Here is a 25,818-nt window from a genome sequence, read left to right as displayed (position 1 = left end):
CCGCCTGCCCCTGGGGCAGGCTTTTGAACAACTGAACGAGCCCGACTTCTGGGAGAAGCAAAAATCATGGCACTCATCAGCATGCGCCAAATGCTGGATCACGCCGCCGAGTTCGGCTATGGCGTTCCGGCCTTCAACGTCAACAACCTCGAGCAGATGCGCGCCATCATGGAAGCGGCCGACAAGACCGATTCTCCGGTGATCGTGCAGGCCTCCGCCGGTGCTCGCAAATACGCCGGTGCGCCCTTCCTGCGCCACCTGATCCTCGCGGCCATCGAAGAATTCCCGCACATCCCGGTGTGCATGCACCAGGACCACGGCACCAGCCCTGACGTCTGCCAGCGCTCCATCCAGCTGGGCTTCAGCTCGGTGATGATGGACGGCTCGCTGAAGGAAGACGGCAAGACCCCGGCCGACTACGAGTACAACGTCCGCGTGACCCAGCAGACCGTTGCCTTCGCCCACGCCTGCGGCGTGTCCGTGGAAGGTGAGCTGGGCTGCCTGGGCTCCCTGGAAACCGGCATGGCCGGCGAGGAAGACGGCGTTGGCGCGGAAGGCGTGCTGGACCACAGCCAGTTGCTGACCGACCCGGAAGAAGCCGCCGACTTCGTCAAGCAGACCCAGGTCGACGCCCTGGCCATCGCCATCGGCACCAGCCACGGCGCCTACAAGTTCACCAAGCCGCCGACCGGCGACATCCTCGCCATCGACCGCATCAAGGCGATCCATGCGCGCATTCCGGGTACCCACCTGGTGATGCACGGTTCGTCCTCCGTCCCGCAGGACTGGCTGGCGATCATCAACGAGTTCGGCGGCGAGATCCCGGAAACCTACGGCGTGCCGGTCGAGGAAATCGTCGAAGGCATCAAGTACGGCGTGCGCAAGGTCAACATCGACACCGACCTGCGCCTGGCCTCCACTGGCGCCATCCGTCGCTTCCTGGCGAAGAACCCCAGCGAGTTTGACCCGCGCAAATACTTCGCCAAGACCGTCGAAGCCATGCGCGATGTCTGCATCGCCCGCTACGAAGCCTTCGGCACCGCCGGCCACGCCTCCAAGATCAAGCCGATCTCCCTGGAAGGCATGTTCCAGCGTTACGCCAAGGGTGAGCTGGAAGCGAAGATCAACTGATTCCGGCCCGCTTCCGAAGAGCCCCGCCCCGCGGGGCTCTTTCGTATTTGCCAGAAGGAGATTGATGGCATGTCGATGCTGCGTGCCGGGCTTGCCGCTCTGTCGCTGGTGCTGCTGGCCGGTTGTTCGCTGCTTCCCCCCGGGGCCTCGGCGCCACCGCCGAAGCCGCCGGTAAACCTGCCGGTGGATGCGCAGAACTGCCTGACCCATGAAGAGTGCACGCTGAAGACCTCGCGTACCCTGCTGTTCGTCTTCGACTATGCCGAAGCGGGTGCCGCCCTGGTGGAGAACGAGAACCGCGTGCTCAGTACGCCGGACAAGGCGCCGAAGAAGGGCTGGCCGGCGATCCGTATCCAACTGGCCGCCCCGGATGGCGGCCGCTTCGAGTTCACCGGCGAATGCCGGCAGAAGCGCTGCCGTATCAAGGAATCGAGGCTGCTCAGCTGCTACCGTAGTTACCTGGATGGCAAGAGCAAACTCGACGGCAAGGCCTGCCGGTTCCTCTGAGCGCTGGTGCTCGGGTCGGACGGGCTCTGGAGGCACGATGACGGATGTACATGGCAGTGCGCGGGATGGCTATGCCCGTGAAGCGAAAGCCTATGCCCACGGGCGTCCGGACTATCCGGATGAGCTGTTGGGCTGGCTGGGCGAGGCCCTGGAGATCGCTCCCGGCAAGGCGGTGGCCGATCTCGGTGCGGGGACTGGGAAGTTCACCGCCTTGCTGCTGCGCACGGGGGCGCAGGTCACGGCGATCGAGCCGGTGGCGGCGATGCGTGAGCAATTGAGCGCGACCCTGCCGGCGGTGAAGGCGCTCAACGGTACCGCCCAGGCGATCCCCCTGGAGACGGGGAGCCTGGATGCGCTGACCTGCGCCCAGGCTTTCCACTGGTTCGCGGACGAGCGGTCGCTGGCCGAGATCCATCGGGTGCTGCGCCCGGGCGGTCATCTCGGTCTGGTCTGGAACGTCCGTGACGAGCGGGTCGACTGGGTGGCCGAGGTGGCCCGCATCGTCGAACGCTACGAGGGCAGTACGCCGCGCTTCCACACCGGCGAATGGCGACGCGCCTTTGCAGGCGCGCGATTCGCGCCGTTGCGCCTGCGCGAGTTCAACTACCAGCACATCGGCCCGCCGGAACAGGTGATCGTTTCGCGTGTCCTGTCGGTCAGCTTCATCGCCGCGTTGCCGGATGAGCAGAAACAACGGGTGGCCGAGCAACTGCGAGAGCTGATTGCCAGCCATCCGGCATTGAAAGATTGCGCGGAGGTCGCGTTCCCGTACCGCACCGAAGCCTATAGCACCTGCGCGCTGGATTGAGTGGTGAATGAGGTAGACTGGCGGTCGAACGTCCCGTCAGTCGCCTCGCCCATGCAACCGCTCCGTTATCTCCAGGCCTACCCGCAGCAGCTTCAGGACCAGGTGCGCCAGCTCATCGAGCAGGACCGTCTCGCCCAGTACCTGGAGCGTCGCTATCCCGGTCGCCATGACGTGCAGAGTGACAAGGCGCTCTACAGCTATGCGATGGACCTCAAGCAGCAGTTCATGCGCACCGCGCCGGCGGTGGACAAGGTGCTCTACGACAACAAGCTGGACGTGGTGCAGCGCGCCCTCGGCCTGAACACGGCGATCTCGCGGGTGCAGGGCGGCAAGCTCAAGGCGAAGAAGGAAATCCGTGTCGCCTCGCTGTTCAAGGATGCGGCTCCCGAGTTCCTGCAGATGATCGTGGTCCACGAACTCGCGCACCTGAAGGAGCGTGACCACGGCAAGGCCTTCTATCAGCTCTGCGAGCACATGCTGCCGGGCTACCACCAACTGGAGTTCGACCTGCGCGTCTACCTGACCTGGCGCGATCTGCCTCAGTAGTACAGTCGCATCAGGTAGAACAGGCCAAGGCCCCAGGGCAGCAGCAGTAGCAGGCCGAGACAGCGCAAGGCTGTCCGTACTCCGCCTTCCCGCCTGGCGAGCCATCCGATGCCGGCCAGCAGAAGGGCATATCCCGTCAGTCCCGCCAGTACCAGCCGGAATTGCTCCGGTGTGGGGGAGCTGGGCTCGAGCGCGGGATGGGTGAGGCGCCAGATGCAGAGCGCCCCGGCGGGCAGCAGCAGAAGGATTGCGGTGAATGCGCGAGCGGGCAGGCGGAGCAGGCAGGCGATGAGCAGGCCGGAAAGTCCCGCGCAGGCGATCAGCGTGGCGAGCAACTGGTCGAGGTAGACGAGGTCAGGTGCGGGGGCGAGGACGCGGGGTGTGGCCAGCAGGCGCAGTAACGGCGCACCGAGCGACAGTGCGATCAGGCAGAACAGCCAGCCAGACAGTTTGCGTAGCATCCGGGCGTCCTGATGACGTTGCCGCGGGAAGCCCCTGACGCGCCGGATGGGGTCGGTCGTCCGGGGCTGTTCACCGCCGCAAACGGCAGATTAATCAATGATTTGGCGAAATGCCATGATTTATTCGGGAAACATTCCGTTCGATGCAAAAGCCCCTCTTGCGAGGGGCCTGTGCCTGCCTGTCAGAACAGGTCGATCGGGGCTTCTTCTTCCGCCGGCATACCGCTTCCCGGCGCGCTTCCCGGTGCCAGTTCGCTCATCGAAGGCGGCGTATCCTCGTTCTTGAACAGTTCGAAATAGGCGCCCGGCGTGCCTGGCGCCGCTGCGCGGCCAGTCACCGGATCGATGCGCAGGCTGACCATGCCGGCGGGCTCGGGCAGCAGGTGCGAGGGCTTGTCCTTCAGGGCGGCGCCCATGTAGCGCATCCAGATCGGCAGGGCCACGTTACCGCCGTACTCGCTGCGGCCGAGGCTTTCCGGCTGGTCGAAACCGACCCAGACGGTGGTCATGTAGTCGGCGTTGTAGCCGGAGAACCAGGCGTCCTTGGACTCGTTGGTGGTACCGGTCTTGCCGGCCAGGTCGTCGCGCTTGAGCGCCAGGGCGCGACGGCCGGTGCCGCGCTTGATCACGTCCTGCAGCATGCTGGTCATGATGTAGGCGGTGCGCGAGTCGATGATGCGCTCGGCGGCGGCCGGCTCGATGGTGGTCTTGGCCAGGCTCGGGTCGTCGTTGCCCAGTTCGTTGGTGCCGGTGGGCTGTGCCTGTTCGACCTGTGCCTCGTCATTCGTCACGCGGGGCGGGTTGGCCTGGTAGATGATCTGGCCGTCGCGGCTTTCGATGCGCTCGATCACATAGGGCGAAATCTTGAAGCCACCGTTGGCGAAGGTGCTCCAGGCGGTGGCGATCTCCAGCGGCGTCAGGGTCGCGGTGCCGAGGGCCATCGACAGGTTCGGCGGCAGTTCGTCCTTGTTGAAACCGAAGCGGCTGATGTAGTTGCGCGCGCGTTCGACGCCCAGCCCCTGGAGGATGCGGATCGACACCATGTTGCGCGACTTGTACAACGCCTCGCGCATCGGGATCGGGCCGAGGAAGGTGTTGGTGTCGTTCTTCGGTCGCCAGACCTTGTCCAGGTACTCATCGTAGAACACCACGGGGGCGTCGTTGATCAGCGAGGCGGCGGTGAAACCGTTGTCCAGCGCGGCGCTGTAGATGAACGGCTTGAAGCTGGAACCGGGCTGGCGCTTGGCCTGGGTCGCGCGGTTGTAGTTGCTCTGCTCGAAGGAGAAACCACCGACCAGCGCCATGATCGCGCCGTCCTGCGGGTTCAGGGAAACCAGCGCGCTTTGTGCGGCGGGCACCTGGCTCAGGCGCAGCGAGCCGTCGTCGCGGCGTTGCACACGGATCACGTCGCCGGGCTGGACCACGTCGCTTGGCTGGCGAGGCATCGGCCCCATGCTGTTGTTGCTGAGGTAGGGGCGCGCCCATTTCATGCCGTCCCAGGCGAGTGCTTCTTCCTTGCCGTCGCGGGTCATCACCAGGGCGCCGCTCTTCTCCACCTGGATGACGATGGCCGGCTCCAGGCCGCCGAGCGGGCGTTGCTGGGCGATCGCCTGGCGCCAGGCATCGCGGGTCTTGCCGGGCAGGCGGGTCTCCGGGCCACGGTAGCCGTGACGCTGGTCGTAATCCTGCAGGCCGTCGCGCAGTGCGTTGTTGGCGTCCTCCTGCAGATCGCTGCGCACGGTGGTATAGACGCGGTAGCCCTCGGTGTAGGCATCGCCGCCGAAGCGGCCGACCAGCTCGGCGCGCGCCATCTCGGCGATGTAAGGGGCGGTCAGCTCCGGGCTTTGTACGTGATAGGACGCCGCGATGGGTTCCTTGACCGCGGCTTCGTAGCGAGGCTGGTCGATGAAGCCCAGCTTGAGCATGCGCTCGAGGATCCAGTTGCGGCGTTCCAGGCTGCGGGCGGGGTTGGCCAGCGGGTTGTAGCGCGACGGCGCCTTGGGCAGACCGGCGATCATCGCCATCTGGGCCAGGCTCAAGTCTTTGATCGATTTGCCGTAATAGACCTGGGCGGCGGCTTCTACACCGTAAGCGCGGTTGCCCAGATAAATCTTGTTGACGTACAGCTCGAGGATCTCGTCCTTGGTCAGCGAGCGCTCGATCTGAAGTGCCAGCAAGATCTCGTTGATCTTCCGGGAGAAGCTGCGTTCGTTGGTGAGGAAGTAGTTCTTCGCCACCTGCATGGTGATGGTGCTGCCGCCCGTCTGGATATGTCCCGTCTTCAATAATTGCGCGGCAGCACGCATCAGGCTCTTGACGTCCACGCCATAATGATTGGCGAAGTTGTCATCCTCGGCCGATAACAGTGCGTGGGTGAAGTCTTGGGGGATTTCAGCAAAGCGAATCGGCGTACGGCGCATCTCGCCAAACTCTGCTATCAATCTGTTATCACTGCTGTACACGCGCAACGGCATCTGCAAACGCACGTTGCGCAAGGCCTCCACGGACGGGAGGTTTGGGCTGAGGTAGAGGTAGGCGCCGCTGAAACTGAGCAGCAATCCACAGATTATGGTGACGCAGGTCCACCACAGAAACTTCAGCAGGCGCATTGGAAGGTCTTGGATTTCCAGAGAAAAGAAAGAGTTAAGCGGATGGCGCGGTAAAAAGGGAAAAGCTGATCACATTATAAGCAGTTTTTTTCCCGGTGAGCCATTTGCGCGGGTGTCAAGTCTGGTATCTAATGTGAAAAAACATAAATCGTCCGTAAGTCTCGGATGCTGATAGGAAATCAGTCGTGCTAGGGCTCTTCAATAAGAAAGCGAACACGCTGCTGGGGATAGACATCAGTTCGACTTCGGTCAAACTCCTCGAATTGAGCCGCTCTGGAGGCCGCTACAAGGTAGAGGCCTATGCCGTCGAGCCGCTCCCGCCCAATGCAGTGGTAGAAAAGAACATCGCTGAGCTGGAGGGTGTCGGCCAGGCGTTGTCACGCGTGATCGCCAAGGCGCGAACCGGCGTGAAGACGGCTGCTGTCGCTGTTGCCGGCTCTGCGGTCATTACCAAGACCATCGAGATGGATGGCGGTCTCTCGGAAGACGAGCTGGAGAACCAGCTCAAGATCGAGGCCGACCAGTACATCCCCTATCCGCTCGAAGAAGTCGCGATCGACTTCGAAGTGCAGGGAGTTTCCGCACGAAACGCCGAGCGCGTCGATGTACTCCTGGCCGCCTGCCGAAAGGAAAACGTTGAAGTGCGCGAGGCGGCCCTGGCGCTGGCCGGCGTGACGGCCAAGGTCGTCGATGTCGAAGCCTACGCGCTGGAAAGAGCGTTCAGTCTGCTCGGAGATCAGTTGGGCGGCAATGCCGACGAGCTCACAGTTGCGGTCGTCGACATCGGCGCCACCATGACCACGCTGAGCGTGCTGCACCACGGACGCACTATCTATACCCGCGAGCAATTGTTCGGCGGACGCCAGCTCACCGAGGAGATTCAGCGCCGCTACGGTTTGTCCGTGGAGGAAGCTGGTCTTGCCAAGAAGCAGGGTGGTCTTCCGGATGACTACGACAGCGAAGTTTTGCAACCGTTCAAAGATGCCGTCGTTCAGCAGGTATCTCGTTCGCTGCAGTTCTTCTTCGCGGCCGGGCAGTTCAACGACGTGGATTACATCCTGCTGGCGGGCGGAACGGCTTCGATCCCGGACCTGGACCGGCTGATCCAGCAGAAGATCGGTACTCCGACACTCGTGGCCAACCCGTTCACCGACATGGTGCTGAGCGGAAAGGTCAATGCGGGGGCGCTGGCCAGTGACGCGCCGGCGCTGATGATTGCCTGCGGTCTGGCGATGAGGAGTTTCGACTGATGACTCGCATCAACCTACTGCCGTGGCGGGAGCAACTGCGCGAAGAGCGCAGGCAACGGTTCCTGGTGACCCTGGGCGGCGTGCTGTTGCTGTCTGCCGGCCTGGTGTTCCTGGGCGACCAGTACCTGAGTTCGACTATCGAGAACCAGAACGCCCGCAACGATTTCCTGCGCAAGGAAATCGCTGTGCTCGATGCGCGAATCAAGGAAATCAGCGAACTGAAGGCTCGCCGCCAGCAGTTGCTGGAGCGCATGAAGATCATTCAGGACCTTCAGGGCAACCGTCCGATCATTGGTCGTGTGTTCGACCAGTTGGTGCGCACGTTGCCCGATGGCGTCTTTTTCACCGACCTGAAGATGACCGGGAAGTCCATCTCCATCGCGGGGGCGGCCGAGTCGAATAACCGGGTCTCCAACCTGATGCGCAACCTGGATGCCTCCGAGTGGCTGATGGCGCCGAACCTGACGGAAGTGAAGGCGGTGACCCAGGGAGGGCTGGATCAGGCGAACCTCTTCCAGCTGACGGTTCAGCAGACTCAACCCGGGGCGGATGAGGCGGAGCAGAAGAACGTTGCGCAAGGAGCCAAGAAATGAGTCTGGCCAGTTCCCTCGAGAGCTTGCGCAAGATCGACATCAACGATCTTGACCTGAACAACCTCGGCTCCTGGCCGGCGGCCGTCAAGGTCATCGCCTGCATCCTGCTGATGGCCGTGGTGCTCGCGCTTGGCTACAACTTCCATCTGAAGGACATGCAGGACCAGTTGGACCGGCAGCGTGCGGAGGAGGAAACGCTCAAGCAGCAGTTCTCTGCCAAGGCCTTCCAGGCGGCGAACCTGGATGCCTACAAGGTTCAGATGAAGGAAATGGAGGAGTCCTTCGGCGCCTTGCTGCGGCAACTGCCCAGCGATACCGAGGTGCCGGGGCTGCTCGAGGACATCACCCGCACCGGTCTGGGAAGCGGGCTCGAGTTCGAAGAGATCAAGCTGCTGCCGGAAGTGACCCAGCAGTTCTATATCGAGCTGCCCATCCAGATCAGCGTCGTCGGCGGCTATCACGACCTGGCGACCTTCGTCAGCGGCGTGTCCAGTCTTCCGCGGATCGTTACCTTGCACGATTTCGAGATCAAACCTGCCAGCGCCGACAGCACGTCCAGGCTGAGGATGAGCATCCTGGCCAAGACCTATCGTTACAACGACAAGGGCGTGAAGGTCGATGCCCCGAAAAAAACGGGAGCCAAGAAATGAGGGGGCGCCTGATCATTTGCGGTTTTCTGCTCCTGAGTCTGAACGGGTGCGGCGCGGGAGGCGATTTCAGCGATCTGCAAGCCTATATGGATGAGGTGCGTGCGCGTCCCAAGGGGGCTATCGAGCCGCTGCCCAAGTTCCAGCCGTATGAAGCGTTCACTTATAGCGCCTCGGCGCTGCGTAGCCCGTTCCAGCCACCGGTCAAGATCGATCTGGCGGTGAAACAGAAGGGCAACAAGGTGGTCAAGCCGGACGAAACCCGGGTCAAGCAGTTCCTCGAGGGCTTCAATATAGAAACCTTCGAAATGGTGGGGACCTTGTCCAGGGAGAGCCAGATGTTCGCGCTCGTGAAAGGTGCAGGAGGGGTGCACCGGGTACGAATCGGCGACTACCTGGGACGCAACGACGGCAAGATCGTTGCGATCAGCGAAGGCAAGATCGACGTGATTGAAATCGTTCCTGATGGTGAGGGCGGCTGGCTCGAACGTCCGCGCAGTCTGACTCTCAAGGAACGTTCATAAGGGCGGGGATGAACATGGATAACAAACAGCAGTCTGCACGACGGATTCAGACGATGAACAGAACACTTTCCCGCCTGAGCATCTCCTTGCTCGCGGCTGTCTTTGCGCCGGCTTTGCTGGCCGCCAACCTGCAGAGCGTCGATGTGGCGGCGCTGCCGGGTGATCGGGTCGAGCTGAAGCTGGGCTTTGACGGGCCGGTGGCCGCTCCGCGCGGCTACACCATCGAGCAGCCGGCGCGCATCGCGCTGGACCTGCCGGGCGTGCAGAACAAGCTGGGCAGCAAGAACCGGGAGCTGGGTGTGGGCAATGCCCGCAGCCTGACGGTGGTCGAGGCCAAGGATCGCACCCGCCTGATCGTCAACCTGAGCACGCTGGTGCCTTACACCACCCGGTCGGATGGTTCGAACCTGTACGTCGTGGTGGGCGGAAGCGGTGCTTCCAGCACGGTCGCCTCGGCGGCGCCGGTATCTTCGGCGATCGCCAAGCCGGCCCAGCCCAAGCCGTATATTCCCGCAGGCAAGGCGATTCGCAATATCGACTTCCAGCGCGGCGAGCAGGGTGAAGGCAATGTCGTGATCGACCTGTCCGATCCGACGCTCAGCCCGGACATCCAGGAGCAGGGTGGCAAGATTCGCCTGGACTTCCCGCGCACCCAGTTGCCGGACAATCTGCGGGTACGCCTGGATGTGAAGGACTTCGCCACGCCGGTGCAGTTCGTCAATGCTTCGACTTCGGGTGACAAGGCCAGTATTTCCATCGAGCCGACCGGCCTGTACGACTACCTGGTCTATCAGACCGACAATCGGATGACCGTCAGCATCAAGCCGATGACGATGGACGATGCCGAGAAGCGCAAGAAGGATACCTTCGCTTATACCGGCGAGAAGCTGTCGCTGAACTTCCAGGACATCGACGTGCGCTCGGTGCTGCAACTGATCGCTGACTTCACCGACCTGAACCTGGTCGCTTCCGATACGGTTCAGGGCAACATCACCCTGCGCTTGCAGAACGTGCCCTGGGATCAGGCGCTGGACCTGGTGCTCAAGACCAAGGGCCTGGACAAGCGCAAGGTGGGCAACGTCCTGCTGGTTGCCCCGGCGGAGGAGATCGCGGCGCGCGAGCGCCAGGAGCTCGAAGCCCAGAAGCAGATTTCCGAGCTGGCTCCCCTGCGGCGCGAGCTGATCCAGGTGAACTACGCCAAGGCGTCCGACATCGCCAAGCTGTTCCAGTCGGTAACGGGTGTGGGCGGCGCTCCGGGCGCTCCGGCGGCGGGTGCGGATACTCGTGGCTCGATCACCGTCGACGATCGGACCAACGCGATCATCGCCTACCAGACCCAGGATCGCCTGGATGAGCTGCGTCGTATCGTTGCCCAGCTGGATATCCCGGTGCGCCAGGTGATGATCGAGGCGCGTATCGTTGAAGCCGCCGTGGACTACAGCAAGGCCTTGGGCGTTCGCTGGGGTGGCGCGTTCAGAGGGGGGAACTGGGATTTCTACGGCAAGGACGGTGCGCGTGGAATCTCCGATGATGGGGTAGTTGGTTTCCCGACGACTGATACGATTGGAAACTTCAAGCTGGACGAAGGCAGCACTCCTGTTCCATTCGTCGATATGGGGGTTGCCGAGAGCACCTCGGGTATCGGTATCGGCTTCCTGAGCGATCACGCCATGCTTGACCTGCAGCTTTCCGCTATGGAGAAGAGCGGCAACGGTGAAGTGGTTTCCCAGCCGAAGGTCGTCACCTCCGACAAGGAAACCGCGAAGATCCTCAAGGGCTCGGAGATTCCCTACCAGGAAGCCAGTTCCAGCGGCGCGACCTCGGTGTCCTTCAAGGAAGCTGCACTGGCGCTGGAGGTGACGCCGCAGATCACTCCGGACAATCGCATCCTCATGGAAGTGAAGGTCAACAAGGACGAGCCGGACTACGCCAACCGGCTGAACGGTGTGCCGCCGATCAAGAAGAACGAAGTCAATGCCAAGGTGCTGGTCAACGATGGCGAAACCATCGTGATCGGTGGTGTGTTCTCCAACACCCAGACCAAGGCTGTGGACAAGGTTCCGTTCCTGGGTGACGTGCCCTTCATTGGCCGGCTGTTCCGCCGCGACTCGATAACCGACAGCAAGAACGAGCTCTTGGTTTTCATTACTCCGCGGATTATGAATAATCAGGCCTTTGCAGTCGGCCGTTGATCAATGTCGTGTCCAATTTGATTCTGGTAGGCCCGATGGGAGCTGGGAAAAGCACCATCGGGCGTCTTCTCGCCAAAGAGCTTCACCTCGTTTTCAAAGATTCGGATAAAGAGATCGAGCAGCGCTGCGGAGCCAACATCCCCTGGATATTCGATGTCGAGGGCGAGGCGGGTTTCCGTGAGCGTGAGCAGGCGATGCTCGCCGAGCTGTGCGACGAAGGCGGCATGGTCATCGCCACCGGCGGTGGCGCGGTCATGCGCGACGCCAATCGCCTGATCCTCAAGGCCGGCGGCAAGGTGATCTACCTGCATGCCTCGGTCGAGCAGCAGATTTCCCGCACGGCGCGCGACAAGAATCGCCCGCTGCTGCAGAAGCCCAATCCGGAGCAGATCCTCCGTGACCTCATGCAGATGCGCGATCCGCTGTACCGCGAAATCGCCGACGTGATCATCGAAACCGACGAGCGGCCACCGCGCCTCGTGGTTCTGGAGATTCTGGAGCGTTTGCGTGAGTTGGAGCGCCATTAACGGCGCTGCAATCTGCGGTATCCTAGTCCCCTTTCTTGCCTGGGGGTTTCATGCGCACACTCAACGTCGATCTGGCCGATCGCAGCTACCCGATCTACATCGGCGAGGGGCTGCTGGATGATCCGCGCTACTTCGAACCGCACATTCGCGGCCGTCAGGTAGCCATCGTCACCAATGAAACCATCGCGCCGCTGTACCTGGATCGACTGCAGAAGACCCTGGCCGGCTACCAGGTCACCACGGTCGTGCTCCCCGACGGCGAGGCCTACAAGCAGTGGGAAACCCTGCAACTGATCTTCGATGGCCTGCTGACCGCGCGCCATGACCGCAAGACCACCCTGATCGCCCTCGGCGGCGGCGTCATCGGCGACATGACCGGTTTCGCGGCAGCCTGCTACCAGCGTGGCGTCGACTTCATCCAGGTGCCGACCACGCTGCTGTCCCAGGTGGACTCGTCGGTCGGAGGCAAGACCGGCATCAACCACCCGCTGGGCAAGAACATGGTCGGGGCCTTCTATCAGCCCCGGGCGGTGGTCATCGATACCACCACCCTGCGCACCCTGCCGCCGCGCGAGCTGTCCGCCGGGCTGGCGGAAGTCATCAAGTACGGTTTCATCTGCGACGAGCCGTTCCTGACCTGGCTGGAAGCGCATGTGGATGACCTGCTGGCGCTGGAGCCCAGCGCGCTCACCGAGGCGATCGAGCGCTCCTGCGCCGCCAAGGCCCGCGTGGTCGGCGCCGACGAGAAGGAAACCGGTGTCCGCGCGACCCTCAATCTGGGCCACACCTTCGGTCATGCCATCGAGACCCACATGGGCTATGGCGTCTGGCTGCACGGCGAAGCCGTGGGGGCGGGAACCGTGATGGCACTGGAGATGTCGCATCGGCTGGGATGGCTGACAAATGCCGAGCGCGATCGCGGCATTCGCCTGCTCGCCAAGGCGAAGCTGCCGGTCGTCCCGCCGCAGGAAATGAATGCCGAGCATTTTCTTGAGCACATGGCCGTCGACAAGAAAGTGCTCGATGGACGTTTGCGTCTGGTCTTGCTCCAAGGGCTGGGGGCTGCGGTCGTGACCGCCGAATTCCCCCGTGAGATTCTGGAAGAAACGCTGCGCACTGACTACCAGGCACTGGTCGGTCAGGCAGGAGAGCATTGAGGTCCCATGTCCAGTTTGCATGCCGATGAGGCCTTTCTGGCCCACTACCAGTTCAGTCATGACCCGTTCGCACCGCGGGTTCCCGGCTTCAAGTTCTTCCCTGCGCAGCGCAAGCCTGTGCTGGGGCAACTGCACCACCTGGCGCGCTACAGTCACCTGCTGCTGGCCGTAACCGGCCCGCTGGGCAGCGGCAAGACGCTGCTGCGCCAGGCATTGGTGGCCAGCACCAACAAGGATGCGGTGTCCAGCGTGGTGATCTCCGGTCGCACGGTGGCCGACGAGGCGACCCTGTTGCGCCAGTTGGCGCAGGGCCTGGGCATTACCCAGACCAGCCTCGAAGCCATCCTGGCCAAGGTTGCCCAACTGGCGATCACCGGGCAGGACGTCTATCTGCTGGTGGACGATGCCGAGCAACTGCGCGATGACGCCCTGGAAGTGCTGCTGCTCCTGGCTGCCGGCAACACCGAGGCGCGCCTGCATGTCTTCCTGTTCGGCGAGCCGGCGCTGCTGTCGCGCCTGGACGTGCTGTCCGAAGGCGAGGAGCGTTTCCACGCCATCGAGTTGCAGCCCTACAGCGAAGAAGAGACGCGCGAGTACCTGGCGCAGCGCCTGGAAGGCGCCGGGCAGGGCATCGAGCTGATCTCCGCCGACTTGCTGGCCGACATCCACGAACAGTCCGGCGGCTGGCCGGGAGCGATCAACCAGACGGCCCGCGACGCCATGATCGAGGCGATGCTGGCTGACCGTGGCGGCGCCCGCAAGGCCGCTGGCCCCGGCTTCAAGCTGCCGAAGAAGCACCTGGCGATCCTTGGCGTGGTCGCCATCGGCGTGATCGCCGCCTGGTTCATGCAGGGCAAGACCAGCAAGCCGGACGCTCCGAGCACCGCCGCGCAAACCTCCTCGCAATTGCCGCTCAACGGTGCCGCCCCGCAGCCAGACGCCCAGGGCGCCGGTCCCTCGGTCGAATTCGCCGGTTCCAACCAACCGTTGCCGCTGCCACTGGTGGGTGAAAGCCAGCCGGTGATTCGCGAGCCGTTGGCCCAGGCCGGCGGGCAGGAAGATGCCGACGAAGGCGGTCTGCCGTCCGCGGCAATTCCTCCGACCGTGACCAGCACCGCGCCGCCGGTGACGCCGCTGGCCAACAACGGCCCGACGCCACTGAATCCGGTGCCGCCGGCGTCGACCCAGCAGCAGGCCGCCGCGCCGCAACCGGCTCCGACGCCCGCGCCGCGTCCGGAACCGGTCAAGCCCACCGCCTCCGCCAAGCCCGTCCAGGCCGCCAAGCCGGCAGCCAGCAAGCCGGCAACCACCGTCGCCAGCGCCAAGCCGGCCACGGCAAGCAAGCCTGCCGCATCCCGCGGTAGCGCCGGTAGCAGTAGCTGGTACCAGTCCCAGGCCGGATCGCGCTACTCCGTGCAGGTGCTGGGCACCGGCTCGGAAGCCAGCGCCAAGGCCTTCATCAGCCAGCAGGGCGGCGGCGAGTACCGCTACTTCCGCAAGAACCTGCAGGGCAAGCCGTTCTACGTCGTGACCTACGGCAGCTTTGCCGATCGGGCTTCGGCGCAGGCCGCGATCAAGAAGTTGCCGGCGAAGATCCAGGCCTCCAAGCCCTGGTCGCGCACCTTCTCCAGCATCCAGCAGGAGATCGCTGGCGCACGCTGAAAACCCGCGACGTCGCAAAAATGAAAATGCCGAAACCCGCTTCTGCGGGTTTCGGCATTTTTCTTTCAGAAATGCGACATCGGATTTCGATGGTGCGTCACAAAAATTAGTGACGTCGCTTTCGCCATGTGTACAATGACCTCCCTTTGCCTATCGGAAACTTGCCGCTTGAGCGAGTAGACAGGCGAAGTGCTTGAAGATGGGTCTGCTGACGTTGAGTCATGGCCAGGGCGGAACCGCCGCCGCGTAGGGTAAGACGCGGCAAACAACGCGGTTTGCGTCATTCCAGGTGAACCAGGGGCTGAGCGGCACTGCACGAAGAGGCAGCCCGCGCCTTTGGAGTGCGCGGGAAACGGCCAGCCTGAGCGAACAGGGCGCGGCAATGCGGCGCATGGCGAAACGTCAACAGCCCCTGGAAATTTAAAAAGTTTTGCCGGTGAGAGTTCCCTATGAAAGCAGGTCTGTACCATCCTGAGACGTTCAAGGATAACTGCGGATTCGGTCTGATCGCCCATATGACGGGCGAGGCAAGCCACGAACTTCTGCAAACCGCCATCGAAGCACTGACCTGCATGACCCACCGAGGTGGGATCAACGCGGACGGAAAAACCGGGGACGGCTGTGGGCTGCTGATCCAGAAGCCCGACCAGTTCCTGCGTGCCGTGGCCAAGGAGTCCTTTGGCGTCGAGCTGCCCGGCCAATATGCCGTGGGCATGGTGTTCTTCAACCAGGACCCGGTGAAAGCCGAAGCCGCCCGCGCGAACATGAATCGCGAGATCGAGCGCGCCGGCCTTACGCTGGTCGGCTGGCGCAAGGTGCCGATCGATACCAGCGTCCTGGGTCGCCTGGCGCTGGAGCGCCTGCCGCAGATCGAGCAGGTGTTCATCGGCGGTGAAGGCCTGTCCGACCAGGAATTCGCGGTCAAGCTGTTCAGCTCCCGTCGCCGCTCCTCCGTGGCCAACGCCGAGGACGCCGACCACTACATCTGCAGCTTCTCGCACAAGACCATCATCTATAAGGGCCTGATGATGCCGGCGGACCTCGCCGCCTTCTATCCGGACCTCTCCGACGAGCGCCTGAAGACCGCCATCTGCGTCTTCCACCAACGCTTCTCGACCAACACCCTGCCGAAATGGCCGCTGGCCCAGCCGTTCCGCCTGCTGGCGCACAACGGCGAGATCAACACCATCACCGGCAACCGCAACTGGGCCCAGGCCCGTCGCGCCAAGTTCGCCAACGAGTGGATGCCGGACCTGGACGAGCTCGGCCCGCTGGTCAACCGCGTGGGTTCGGACTCCTCCAGCATGGACAACATGCTTGAGCTGATGGTCACTGGCGGCATGGACATGTTCCGTGGCCTGCGCATGATCATTCCGCCGGCCTGGCAGAACGTCGAGACCATGGACGCCGACCTGCGCGCGTTCTACGAATTCAACTCGCTGCACATGGAGCCGTGGGACGGCCCCGCCGGCGTCGTGCTGACCGACGGCCGCTACGCCGTCTGCCTGCTCGACCGCAACGGCCTGCGTCCCTCGCGCTGGGTGACCACCAAGAACGGCTACATCACCCTCGCCTCGGAAATCGGCGTGTGGGACTACAAGCCAGAGGACGTCATCGCCAAGGGCCGCGTCGGTCCGGGCCAGATCCTCGCGGTGGACACCGAGACCGGCCAGTTGCTGCAGACCGAGGACATCGATAACCGTCTGAAGTCGCGCCACCCGTACAAGCAGTGGCTGCGCCAGAGCGCGCTGCGCATCCAGGCCACCCTGGACGACGACCAGGGCGTGGCCAGCTACGACGGCGACCAGCTCAAGCAATACATGAAGATGTTCCAGGTCACCTTCGAGGAGCGTGACCAGGTGCTGCGCCCGCTCGCCGAGCAGGGCCAGGAAGCGGTCGGCTCGATGGGCGACGACACCCCGATGGCGGTGCTGTCCAAGCGCATCCGCTCGCCCTACGACTACTTCCGCCAGGTCTTCGCGCAGGTCACCAACCCGCCGATCGACCCGCTGCGCGAAGCGATCGTGATGTCCCTGGAAACCTGCTTAGGGATAGAGCAGAACATCTTCGAAGAGTCCCCGCACCACGCCAACCAGGCGATCCTGACCACCCCGGTGATCTCCCCGGCCAAGTGGCGGACCCTGATGAACCTGGAGCGTCCGGGCTTCGACCTGCACCACATCGATCTGAACTACGACGAGTCCGTCGGCCTCGAGGCGGCCGTGCGCAACATCGCCGACCAGGCCGAGGAAGCCGTGCGCGCCGGCAAGGTGCTGCTGGTGCTGTCCGACCGTCACATCGCCCCCGGCAAGCTGCCGGTGCATGCGGCCCTGGCCGTCGGCGCCGTGCACCATCGCCTGGTGCAGACCGGTCTGCGCTGCGATTCCAACATCCTGGTGGAAACCGCCACCGCCCGTGACCCGCACCACTTCGCGGTGCTGGTGGGCTTCGGTGCGTCCGCGGTCTACCCGTTCCTCGCCTACGAGGTGCTGGCCGACCTGATCCGCACCGGCGAAGTGCTGGGCGACCTCTACGAGGTCTTCAAGTACTACCGCAAGGGCATCTCCAAGGGGATGCTGAAGATCCTCTCGAAGATGGGCATCTCCACCATCGCCTCCTACCGTGGCGCCCAGCTGTTCGAAGCCATCGGCCTGTCCGACGAAGTCACCGGCCTGTGCTTCCCGGGCACCCCGAGCCGTATCCAGGGCGCGCGCTTCCTCGATATCGAGAACGAGCAGAAGCTGCTGGCCAATGAAGCCTGGAACAACCGCAAGGCGATCCAGCAGGGTGGCCTGCTGAAGTTCGTCTACGGCGGCGAGTACCACGCCTACAACCCGGACGTGGTCAACACCCTGCAGGCCGCCGTGCAGCAGGGCGACTACGCCAGGTTCAAGGAATACACCGCGCTGGTCGACCAGCGTCCGGTCTCGATGCTGCGCGACCTGCTCAAGGTGAAAACCGTCGAGCAGCCGCTGAGCCTGGACGAGATCGAGCCGCTGGAGTCCATCTTCAAACGCTTCGACGCCGCCGGTATCTCCCTCGGCGCGCTGTCGCCGGAGGCCCATGAAGCGCTGGCCGAGGCCATGAACCGCCTGGGCGGCCGCTCCAACTCCGGTGAGGGTGGCGAAGACCCGGCGCGCTACGGCACGCTGAAAAGCTCGAAGATCAAGCAGGTGGCCACCGGCCGCTTCGGTGTGACCCCGGAATACCTGGTCAACGCCGAAGTCCTGCAGATCAAGGTGGCCCAGGGCGCCAAGCCCGGCGAGGGCGGCCAGCTGCCCGGCGGCAAGGTCAACGGCCTGATCGCCCGCCTGCGCTACGCGGTGCCCGGCGTGACCCTGATCTCGCCGCCGCCGCACCACGACATCTACTCCATCGAAGACCTCGCCCAGCTGATCTTCGACCTCAAGCAGGTCAACCCGCAGGCGCTGGTCTCGGTGAAGCTGGTCTCCGAGCCGGGCGTGGGCACCATCGCCGCCGGCGTGGCCAAGGCCTATGCCGACCTGATCACCATCTCCGGCTATGACGGCGGTACCGGCGCCTCGCCGATCACCTCCATCAAGTACGCCGGTTCCCCGTGGGAGCTGGGCCTCGCCGAGGCGCACCAGACCCTGCGCGGCAACGACCTGCGCGGCAAGGTCCGGGTACAGACCGACGGCGGCCTGAAGACCGGCCTGGACGTCATCAAGGCGGCCATCCTCGGCGCCGAGAGCTTCGGCTTCGGCACCGCGCCGATGATCGCCCTGGGCTGCAAGTACCTGCGCATCTGCCACCTGAACAACTGCGCCACCGGCGTCGCCACCCAGAACGACAAGCTGCGCAAGGACCATTTCATCGGCACCGTGGACATGGTGGTGAACTTCTTCACCTTCATCGCCAGCGAAACCCGTGAGTGGCTGGCCAAGCTCGGCGTGCGCAGCCTGGAAGAACTGATCGGCCGCACCGACCTGCTGGAAATCCTGCCGGGCGAGACGCCCAAGCAGGGCAACCTCGACCTCACGCCGCTGCTGGGCAGCGACCTGATCCCGGCCGAGAAGCCGCAGTTCTGCGAAGTCGAGAAGAACCCGCCGTTCGACCAGGGCCTGCTGGCCGAGAAGATGATCGAGCTGTCGCGTGCCGCCATCGAAGGCGCCAAGGGCGGCGAATACGAACTGGATATCTGCAACTGCGACCGTTCCATCGGCGCGCGGATTTCCGGCGAGATCGCCAAGGTCCACGGCAACCAGGGCATGGCCAAGTCGCCGATCACCTTCCGCTTCAAGGGCACCGCGGGGCAGAGCTTCGGCGTGTGGAACGCCGGCGGCCTGCACCTGTACCTGGAAGGCGACGCCAACGACTACGTGGGCAAGGGCATGACCGGCGGCAAGCTGGTCGTCACCCCGCCCAAGGGCAGCCCGTTCAAGTCGCAGGAGTCGGCCATCGTCGGCAACACCTGCCTGTACGGCGCCACCGGCGGCAAGCTGTTCGCCGCCGGCACCGCGGGCGAGCGTTTCGGCGTGCGCAACTCCGGCGCCCACGCCGTGGTGGAAGGCACCGGTGACCACTGCTGCGAATACATGACCGGCGGCTTCATCTGCGTACTGGGCAAGACCGGCTACAACTTCGGCTCCGGCATGACCGGCGGCTTCGCTTATGTCCTCGACATGGACAACACCTTCGTCGACCGCGTGAACCATGAGCTGGTGGAAATCCAGCGGATCAGCGGCGAAGCGATGGAAGCCCAGCGCAACCATCTGCGCAAGGTGCTGGTCGAGTACGTGGCGGAAACGGCGAGCGAGTGGGGCGCACATCTGCTGGAGAACCTCGACGACTACCTGCGTCGGTTCTGGCTGGTGAAACCGAAGGCCGCAAGCCTGGGTTCCCTGCTGACCAGCACTCGTGCCAACCCGCAATAAGCGCCTGAAGTTTGATGAGGTCTGAAAATGTCTGAACGTCTTAACAATGACTTCCAGTTCATCGAAGTCGGGCGCAAGGATCCGAAGAAGAAGCTTCTTCGCCAGCGCAAGCGCGAGTTCGTGGAAATCTACGACCTGTTCAAGCCGCAGCAGGCGGCTGACCAGGCCCACCGTTGCCTGGGCTGCGGTAACCCTTACTGCGAGTGGAAGTGCCCGGTACACAACTTCATCCCCAACTGGTTGAAGCTGGTTTCCGAAGGCAACATCCTCGCCGCCGCCGAGCTGTCCCACCAGACCAACACCCTGCCGGAAGTCTGCGGCCGGGTGTGCCCGCAGGACCGCCTGTGCGAAGGCGCCTGCACCCTCAACGACGGCTTCGGCGCGGTCACCATCGGCTCGGTGGAGAAGTACATCACCGACACCGCCTTCGCCATGGGCTGGCGCCCGGACATGTCCAAGGTCAAACCCACCGGCAAGCGCGTCGCCGTGATCGGTGCGGGCCCGGCGGGCCTTGGCTGCGCCGACGTACTGGTGCGCAACGGCGTGACCCCGGTGGTGTTCGACAGGAACCCGGAAATCGGCGGCCTGCTGACCTTCGGCATCCCCGAGTTCAAGCTGGAGAAGCAGGTGCTCTCGCGCCGTCGCGAAGTCTTCACCGGCATGGGCATCGAGTTCCGCCTGAACACCGAGATCGGCAAGGATGTCACCCTGGAGCAACTGCTCGATGAGTACGATGCCGTGTTCATGGGCATGGGCACCTACACCTACATGAAAGGCGGCTTCCCCGGCGAGGACCTGCCCGGCGTGCACGATGCGCTGGACTTCCTGATCGCCAACGTGAACCGCAACCTGGGCTTCGAGAAGTCGCCGGAAGACTTCGTCGACATGAAGGGCAAGCGCGTCGTGGTACTGGGCGGTGGCGACACCGCGATGGACTGCAACCGCACCTCCATTCGCCAGGGCGCCAAGAGCGTGACCTGCGCCTACCGCCGTGACGAAGAGAACATGCCCGGCTCGCGCAAAGAGGTGAAGAACGCCAAGGAAGAAGGCGTGAAATTCCTCTTCAACCGCCAGCCCATCGCCATCGTCGGCGAGGACAAGGTGGAAGGCGTGAAGGTGGTCGAGACCCGTCTCGGCGAACCGGACGCCCGTGGCCGTCGCAGCCCCGAGCCGATCCCGGGTTCCGAGGAGATCATTCCGGCGGAAGCCGTGCTGATCGCCTTCGGCTTCCGCCCGAGCCCGGCTCCGTGGTTCGACCAGCACCAGGTGGAAATCGACAGCCAGGGCCGCGTCATCGCCCCGGCCGCCGCGCAGTTCAAGCACCAGACCAGCAACCCGAAGATCTTCGCCGGTGGCGACATGGTCCGCGGTTCCGACCTGGTGGTGACCGCGATCTTCGAGGGCCGTACCGCCGCCGAAGGCATCCTCGACTACCTCGGCGTCTAAGCCTGGATATGTAGGAGCGAGCTTGCTCGCGAACCCTGAGCCCACAGCGGGGCCTTGTTCGCGAGCAAGCTCGCTCCTACAAAGAACTAAAACCACTGCGGCAGAATGCCGCGATGGACAAAAGGCACGGCACCCGCCGTGCCTTTTCTTTTGGGCTTTGCGAAAATACCCGCACTTTTTTGCCGGATGCCGTTATGACTGCCTTGAAGAACGATCGCTTCCTCCGCGCCCTGCTCAAGCAGCCCGTCGATGTCACCCCCGTCTGGATGATGCGCCAGGCCGGCCGCTACCTGCCGGAATACCGCGCGACCCGCGCCAAGGCCGGTGACTTCATGAGCCTGTGCATGAACCCGCAGCTGGCCTGCGAGGTGACCCTGCAGCCGCTGGACCGTTACCCGCAGCTGGACGCGGCGATCCTCTTCTCCGACATCCTCACCATCCCCGACGCCATGGGCCAGGGCCTGTTCTTCGAGACCGGCGAAGGCCCGCGTTTCAAGAAGGTCGTGACCACCCAGGCCGACATCGATGCCCTGCCGATCCCCGATCCGGAGAAGGACCTGGGTTACGTGATGGACGCCGTGCGCACCATCCGCCGCGAACTGAACGGTCGCGTGCCGCTGATCGGTTTCTCCGGCAGTCCCTGGACCCTGGCCACCTACATGGTCGAAGGCGGCTCCAGCCGCGACTTCCGCAAGACCAAGGCGATGCTCTACGACAATCCGCAGGCCATGCACGCGCTGCTGGACAAGCTGGCGCAGTCGGTCACCAGCTACCTGAACGGCCAGATCCTGGCGGGCGCCCAGGCGGTGCAGATCTTCGACTCGTGGGGCGGCAGCCTATCGGCGGCGGCGTACCAGGAGTTCTCCCTGGCCTACATGCAGAAGATCGTCGACGGCCTGATCCGCGAACACGAAGGGCGCCGTGTGCCGGTGATCCTCTTCACCAAGGGCGGCGGGCTGTGGCTGGAATCGATGGCCGACACTGGCGCCGAGGCCCTCGGCCTGGACTGGACCTGCGATATCGGCAGCGCCCGTGCCCGCGTCGGCGACAAGGTCGCCCTGCAAGGCAACATGGACCCGTCGGTGCTCTACGCCAAGCCGGAAGCCATCCGTGCCGAGGTGGCACGCATCCTCGGCGCCTTCGGTAATGGCGATGGCCACGTGTTCAACCTCGGTCATGGCATTACCCCTGAAGTCGACCCGGCCCATGCCGGCGCCTTCTTCGAGGCGGTGCACGAACTGTCGGCACGGTATCACTGAGCCTGACGTTTCACTGAAAAGCCCCGCATCCGCGGGGCTTTTTTGTATCCGCCAGCGAGCTCCCTGTAGGAGCGGGCCATGCCCGCGACCGGCCAGCAGGGCCGGTGCTTTCTGTTGCTCTGGTGTTGCAGGTTTGCTGCGTTGGCTTGGGAGTTTCTGCGCCGCTTCGGCGTGCGCGTGGACTCTGAGTTTCGCCCCCTCGGGCGAGTTACTTTGGCAAACGCCCCAAAGTAACCAAAGGTCTTGCCCCGGACATCCGGTTTTTCGCTTGGGGCGAAAAATACCCTCGTTGAAGCGGAGTTTCAGGGGCACGCTGCGAAGGGCCATCCCTGGCCCATCGCAGCTCTCGCGACATCCATGTCGCTCAACCCCTGAAACTCCGCTTCAACGAGGCCTCCTGAACGGGGCATTCGGCGTGCGCGGATATTTCTCTGGCAGACCTTAAGAGCCAGAGCGGAGCATCGGCTCTTCGTAGGACCGAGGGGGACGCCCAGTCCTTGCTCGCGAACCGCACGGCACGGTGCTCCACGACGCAATGAAAAAAGCCCCGCTCTGCAGCGGGGCTCATTCCCTCAAAGAGCCTCAAGCCCCATCAGAGTGCATCACGCAGCGTCGCCCACCAGCCCGGCGGCGCGCTGGGACTTGCGGCGGTTGGACACCAGCAGGCCGGAGCAGACCACCACGACGGTCAGCAGGGTGGTGGCGACCACTTCCATGCGGTGGTCCGGACGGATCAGCATGATCACCAGGGCGCCGACGATGAACAGGATCACCGCCCACGTCAGCCACGGGAACAGCCACATCTTCAGCTTCAACTGGTGGCCCTGGGCGAGCAGCTTCTTGCGCATGCGCAGCTGCGACAGGGCGATCACCAGGTACACCAGCAGAGCGATGGCGCCGGAGCTGGCCAGCAGGAAGTTGAACACTTCGGCCGGGGCCAGGTAGTTGGCGAAGGTGCAGAGGAAGGCCATGGCGGTGGACAGCAGCACGGCGTAGACCGGGGTGCGGCTGGCGCTGGTCACCTGGGCGATCTTCGGTGCGTCGCCACGCTTGCTCAGGGAGTACATCATGCGCGAGGCGGTGTAGAGCGCCGAGTTCAGGCAACTGGTCACCGAGACCAGCACGATGATGTCGACGATCAGCTTGGCATACGGGATGTGCAGGTGTTCCAGCACGGTCTGGTAGGAGCCCATGCTCACCAGGCGCGGGTCGTTCCACGGTACCAGGCAGACCACGATCAGGATCGATAGCAGGTAGAACAGCGCGATACGCCAGATCACCGAGTTGGTGGCGCGGGTGATCTGCTGCTCCGGGTCCTTGGACTCGGTGGCGGCGATGGTGACGATTTCCGAGCCCATGAAGGAGAACATGGTGGTCAGCAGCGCGGCGAGCACGGCGCCCCAGCCCTTGGGCAGGAAGCCTTCGCTGGTCAGGTGGCCGATGCCGGAGACTTCGCTGTTGGGCGAGAAGCCGAAGATGGCGGCGCAGCCCAGCACCAGGAAGGCGATGATCGAGACGACCTTGATCAGCGCCAGCCAGAATTCGAACTCACCGTAGTTCTTCACGCTGAACAGGTTGGTCACGGTCAGCGCGGAGGTGATCACGAAGGCCAGGATCCAGATCGGTGCGCCGGGGAACCAGGCGTGGATGATCGCGGCGGCGGCGTTGGCTTCCAGCGGGATCACCAGGACCCAGAACCACCAGTACAGCCAGCCGATGGTGAAACCGGCCCAGTGGCCGATGGCGCGATCGGCGTAGGTGGAGAAGGAGCCGCTGTCCGGCTGCGCGACGGCCATTTCGGCCAGCATGCGCATCACCAGCACCACCAGCAGGCCGGCGATCAGATAGGAAACCATGACGGCCGGGCCGGCCTCGGCGATGGCGTGGCCGGAACCGACGAACAGGCCCGCGCCAATGGCACCGGCGATCGAAAGCATCGTGACGTGACGATTTTGCAGGCCCTGGGAGAGCCCGGAAGAGGGGGTGCTGCTCATGCTTTACCTACAACTACGGAGGGAATTGCGTACTGCGGGAGTCGAGGTCCGTTTCAGGATTCCAACAAGTCGTTCGACATAATGAACGCAAGGATCGCGCCACATTCTGTTACGACTTAAGTCGTAGGTTGGGAATTTATCCCACAACGCCCGCCTGGCAGGCGCTGTCGGATCTGAGATAAATGTCTTTGTACGACCGTTCCATGTCGTTTTTAGGCATGCAGATTATCTTGTGTGTAGAAACTACCCAGCCTTGTTGAGCGCAGGCAGGTCGCGCGGTAACACTGGCAGGCGCGCCAGGTGCAGGGCCACCAGCAGGCCGATGCCCAGCAGGCTGGCGATGAACAGGCCCACGCCGTTCCAGCCGTACTGGTGCCAGAACAGGCCGCCAGCGGTGCCGGCGACGCTGGAGCCGGTGTAGTAGCAGAACAGGTACAGCGACGACGCCTGGCCCTTGGCCTTCAGGGCACGACGGCCGATCCAGCTGCTGGCCACCGAATGCGCGCCGAAGAAGCCGAAGGTGAACACCAGCAGGCCGACCAGTACCAGGGCCAGCGGTTGCAACAGGGTGACCAGCACGCCGCCGAGCATCAGCGCGATCATCGCCCAGAGCACCTTGCGCCGGCCCAGGCGATCCGCCAGGGAGCCGACCCACGCCGAGCTGTAGATGCCCGACAGGTAGACCACCGACAGCACGCCGACCAGTGCCTGGCTCAAGTGATACGGATCGGCCAGCAGACGGTAGCCGATGTAATTGAACAGGGTGACGAAGGCGCCCATCAGCAGGAAGCCCACGAGGAACAGCCAGGGCAGGCCGGCATCACGGAGATGGCCGCGGAAGCCTTCGGCCAACTGGCGCGGTCTGAGCGGCGCCGGGCGGAAGTTCCTCGACTCGGGGAGGATGCGCCAGAACAGCAACGCTGCGGCCAGGGCGAGCACACCCAGCGTGGCCAGCGCCACATGCCAGTTCACGTAGTCCACCAGCACGCCGCTGATCAGCCGGCCGCTCATGCCACCGATGGCGTTGCCGCCGATGTACAGCCCCATGGACAGGCCGATGTGCTGCGGGTGGATTTCCTCGGCGAGGTAGGTCATCCCCACCGCCGCCAGGCCGCTGAGAGCCAGGCCGAGCAGCGCGCGCATCAGCAGGACGCCGTGCCAGGTCGGCATCACCGCGCTGCCGAGGGTGAACAGGGCGGCGAGGATCAGCGAGGCGACCATGATCGACTTGCGCCCGATGGCGTCGGAGATCGGCCCGGTGACCAACAGGCCGAACGCCATGGTGATGGTCGAGATCGACAGCACCAGGCTGCTCTGCGCGGCGGTCAGGCTGAAGGCTTTGGACAGCACCGGCATCATCGGCTGCACGCAGTAGAGCAGGGCGAAGGTAGCGAAGCCGCCGGAGAACAGCGCAAGCGACGTGCGCATGAATTCCGGGGTGCCTTTCTCGATGTAGGTTTCGATCTCTTCGACGACGCGCGCCATGTCGCCGTTGGCTTCGCGCGCGCCCATCAGTAGACCAGGCGACAGGTCGGCTGGATCGTTCGCGGCCGATGGCTCTTGTACGACAGCCGGCTTGGCCGCAATGGAAGGTTCTTCCCGCAAAGCCC

19 protein-coding genes are annotated in these 25,818 nt (G+C 63.9%); 15 read left to right on the top strand and 4 right to left on the bottom strand.

The genetic code is table 11. The features are described from left to right. Window positions 1-66 precede the first annotated feature (66 nt). The 4 genes from fba to H681_RS22750 all read left to right on the top strand — a co-directional run bounded on the left by fba (window position 67) and on the right by H681_RS22750 (window position 2,992). Window positions 67-1,131 carry a class II fructose-bisphosphate aldolase gene (gene fba, locus H681_RS22765; RefSeq protein WP_015479249.1) on the top strand — a complete coding sequence of 355 codons (1,065 nt, stop codon included), beginning with the start codon at window positions 67-69 and terminating at the stop codon, window positions 1,129-1,131. Between the two features lie 69 nt (window positions 1,132-1,200). After that, a complete protein-coding gene (locus tag H681_RS22760) occupies window positions 1,201-1,638 on the top strand; it encodes a hypothetical protein (RefSeq protein WP_015479248.1) in 438 nt (145 codons plus the stop codon). A gap of 37 nt (window positions 1,639-1,675) precedes the next feature. Continuing rightward, window positions 1,676-2,446 carry a class I SAM-dependent methyltransferase gene (locus H681_RS22755; RefSeq protein ID WP_015479247.1) on the top strand — a complete coding sequence of 257 codons (771 nt, stop codon included), beginning with the start codon at window positions 1,676-1,678 and terminating at the stop codon, window positions 2,444-2,446. Window positions 2,447-2,497: 51 nt separating this feature from the next. Continuing rightward, window positions 2,498-2,992, top strand: coding sequence for a YgjP-like metallopeptidase domain-containing protein (locus tag H681_RS22750; protein WP_015479246.1), 495 nt, complete (start codon window positions 2,498-2,500; stop codon window positions 2,990-2,992). Here H681_RS22750 and H681_RS22745 read toward each other — a convergent pair. Together H681_RS22745 and H681_RS22740 are read right to left on the bottom strand one after the other, a co-directional pair. After that, entirely contained in the window at window positions 2,986-3,453 is a 468-nt protein-coding gene (locus H681_RS22745; protein WP_015479245.1) for a hypothetical protein, read from the bottom strand. The two genes, H681_RS22750 and H681_RS22745, sit on opposite strands and share 7 nt — an antisense overlap. A gap of 182 nt (window positions 3,454-3,635) precedes the next feature. Further along, window positions 3,636-6,062: a penicillin-binding protein 1A gene (locus H681_RS22740; RefSeq protein WP_015479244.1), complete on the bottom strand. Its 2,427-nt coding sequence runs from the start codon at window positions 6,060-6,062 to the stop codon at window positions 3,636-3,638. Between the two features lie 185 nt (window positions 6,063-6,247). Between H681_RS22740 and H681_RS22735 the strand changes: the two genes are divergently transcribed. From H681_RS22735 to hemE, 11 genes are all read left to right on the top strand, one after another. After that, window positions 6,248-7,312, top strand: a complete 1,065-nt coding sequence (locus H681_RS22735) for a pilus assembly protein PilM (protein WP_015479243.1) — start codon at window positions 6,248-6,250, stop codon at window positions 7,310-7,312. Then, entirely contained in the window at window positions 7,312-7,905 is a 594-nt protein-coding gene (pilN, locus tag H681_RS22730) for a type 4a pilus biogenesis protein PilN (RefSeq protein WP_015479242.1), read from the top strand. The genes H681_RS22735 and pilN overlap by 1 nt, the downstream gene beginning before the upstream one ends. Beyond that, complete coding sequence (gene pilO / locus H681_RS22725) at window positions 7,902-8,555, top strand: type 4a pilus biogenesis protein PilO (RefSeq protein ID WP_015479241.1); 654 nt, start codon at window positions 7,902-7,904, stop codon at window positions 8,553-8,555. Before pilN ends, pilO begins: the two co-directional genes overlap by 4 nt. Next, the gene (pilP, locus tag H681_RS22720; RefSeq protein WP_015479240.1) at window positions 8,552-9,076 is read left to right on the top strand and encodes a type 4a pilus biogenesis lipoprotein PilP; all 525 of its coding nucleotides are present in this window, start codon (window positions 8,552-8,554) and stop codon (window positions 9,074-9,076) included. Before pilO ends, pilP begins: the two co-directional genes overlap by 4 nt. 53 nt (window positions 9,077-9,129) lie before the next feature. Next, a complete protein-coding gene (gene pilQ / locus H681_RS22715) occupies window positions 9,130-11,268 on the top strand; it encodes a type IV pilus secretin PilQ (RefSeq protein WP_015479239.1) in 2,139 nt (712 codons plus the stop codon). Window positions 11,269-11,303: 35 nt separating this feature from the next. Then, complete coding sequence (gene aroK, locus H681_RS22710; RefSeq protein WP_041712225.1) at window positions 11,304-11,795, top strand: shikimate kinase AroK; 492 nt, start codon at window positions 11,304-11,306, stop codon at window positions 11,793-11,795. 50 nt (window positions 11,796-11,845) lie between these two features. After that, a complete protein-coding gene (gene aroB, locus H681_RS22705) occupies window positions 11,846-12,952 on the top strand; it encodes a 3-dehydroquinate synthase (protein ID WP_015479237.1) in 1,107 nt (368 codons plus the stop codon). 6 nt (window positions 12,953-12,958) lie between these two features. Beyond that, window positions 12,959-14,614, top strand: a complete 1,656-nt coding sequence (locus H681_RS22700) for an AAA family ATPase (RefSeq protein ID WP_015479236.1) — start codon at window positions 12,959-12,961, stop codon at window positions 14,612-14,614. A 449-nt stretch (window positions 14,615-15,063) separates the two neighbouring features. Next, entirely contained in the window at window positions 15,064-19,509 is a 4,446-nt protein-coding gene (gene gltB / locus H681_RS22695; protein WP_015479235.1) for a glutamate synthase large subunit, read from the top strand. 27 nt (window positions 19,510-19,536) lie between these two features. Continuing rightward, window positions 19,537-20,955, top strand: a complete 1,419-nt coding sequence (locus H681_RS22690) for an FAD-dependent oxidoreductase (RefSeq protein WP_015479234.1) — start codon at window positions 19,537-19,539, stop codon at window positions 20,953-20,955. Window positions 20,956-21,149: 194 nt separating this feature from the next. Next, window positions 21,150-22,214 carry a uroporphyrinogen decarboxylase gene (gene hemE / locus H681_RS22685; RefSeq protein ID WP_015479233.1) on the top strand — a complete coding sequence of 355 codons (1,065 nt, stop codon included), beginning with the start codon at window positions 21,150-21,152 and terminating at the stop codon, window positions 22,212-22,214. A gap of 602 nt (window positions 22,215-22,816) precedes the next feature. Here hemE and gabP read toward each other — a convergent pair. Both gabP and H681_RS22675 read right to left on the bottom strand, forming a co-directional pair. Further along, window positions 22,817-24,208 carry a GABA permease gene (gabP, locus tag H681_RS22680; RefSeq protein ID WP_041712223.1) on the bottom strand — a complete coding sequence of 464 codons (1,392 nt, stop codon included), beginning with the start codon at window positions 24,206-24,208 and terminating at the stop codon, window positions 22,817-22,819. A gap of 243 nt (window positions 24,209-24,451) precedes the next feature. Continuing rightward, window positions 24,452-25,720: an MFS transporter gene (locus tag H681_RS22675; RefSeq protein WP_015479231.1), complete on the bottom strand. Its 1,269-nt coding sequence runs from the start codon at window positions 25,718-25,720 to the stop codon at window positions 24,452-24,454. Between the last annotated feature and the right edge of the window lie 98 nt (window positions 25,721-25,818).

This window comes from Pseudomonas sp. ATCC 13867 (assembly GCF_000349845.1).
Lineage (GTDB): Bacteria > Pseudomonadota > Gammaproteobacteria > Pseudomonadales > Pseudomonadaceae > Pseudomonas.
The sequence above is the reverse complement of the archived record's forward strand: the minus strand, read 5'-3'. Positions and strand labels throughout refer to the sequence as shown.

Coding starts and splice junctions, on each gene's coding strand:
- pilQ (WP_015479239.1), top strand. CDS start 9,130: ATGAACAGAACACTTTCCCGCCTGAGCATCTCCTTGCTCGCGGCTGTC.
- gabP (WP_041712223.1), bottom strand. CDS start 24,208: ATGAGCAGCACCCCCTCTTCCGGGCTCTCCCAGGGCCTGCAAAATCGT.
- H681_RS22675 (WP_015479231.1), bottom strand. CDS start 25,720: ATGGGCGCGCGCGAAGCCAACGGCGACATGGCGCGCGTCGTCGAAGAG.
- H681_RS22740 (WP_015479244.1), bottom strand. CDS start 6,062: ATGCGCCTGCTGAAGTTTCTGTGGTGGACCTGCGTCACCATAATCTGT.
- aroK (WP_041712225.1), top strand. CDS start 11,304: ATGGGAGCTGGGAAAAGCACCATCGGGCGTCTTCTCGCCAAAGAGCTT.
- gltB (WP_015479235.1), top strand. CDS start 15,064: ATGAAAGCAGGTCTGTACCATCCTGAGACGTTCAAGGATAACTGCGGA.
- H681_RS22760 (WP_015479248.1), top strand. CDS start 1,201: ATGTCGATGCTGCGTGCCGGGCTTGCCGCTCTGTCGCTGGTGCTGCTG.
- aroB (WP_015479237.1), top strand. CDS start 11,846: ATGCGCACACTCAACGTCGATCTGGCCGATCGCAGCTACCCGATCTAC.
- pilO (WP_015479241.1), top strand. CDS start 7,902: ATGAGTCTGGCCAGTTCCCTCGAGAGCTTGCGCAAGATCGACATCAAC.
- H681_RS22700 (WP_015479236.1), top strand. CDS start 12,959: ATGTCCAGTTTGCATGCCGATGAGGCCTTTCTGGCCCACTACCAGTTC.
- H681_RS22750 (WP_015479246.1), top strand. CDS start 2,498: ATGCAACCGCTCCGTTATCTCCAGGCCTACCCGCAGCAGCTTCAGGAC.
- fba (WP_015479249.1), top strand. CDS start 67: ATGGCACTCATCAGCATGCGCCAAATGCTGGATCACGCCGCCGAGTTC.
- H681_RS22755 (WP_015479247.1), top strand. CDS start 1,676: ATGACGGATGTACATGGCAGTGCGCGGGATGGCTATGCCCGTGAAGCG.
- pilN (WP_015479242.1), top strand. CDS start 7,312: ATGACTCGCATCAACCTACTGCCGTGGCGGGAGCAACTGCGCGAAGAG.
- pilP (WP_015479240.1), top strand. CDS start 8,552: ATGAGGGGGCGCCTGATCATTTGCGGTTTTCTGCTCCTGAGTCTGAAC.
- H681_RS22745 (WP_015479245.1), bottom strand. CDS start 3,453: ATGCTACGCAAACTGTCTGGCTGGCTGTTCTGCCTGATCGCACTGTCG.
- H681_RS22690 (WP_015479234.1), top strand. CDS start 19,537: ATGTCTGAACGTCTTAACAATGACTTCCAGTTCATCGAAGTCGGGCGC.
- hemE (WP_015479233.1), top strand. CDS start 21,150: ATGACTGCCTTGAAGAACGATCGCTTCCTCCGCGCCCTGCTCAAGCAG.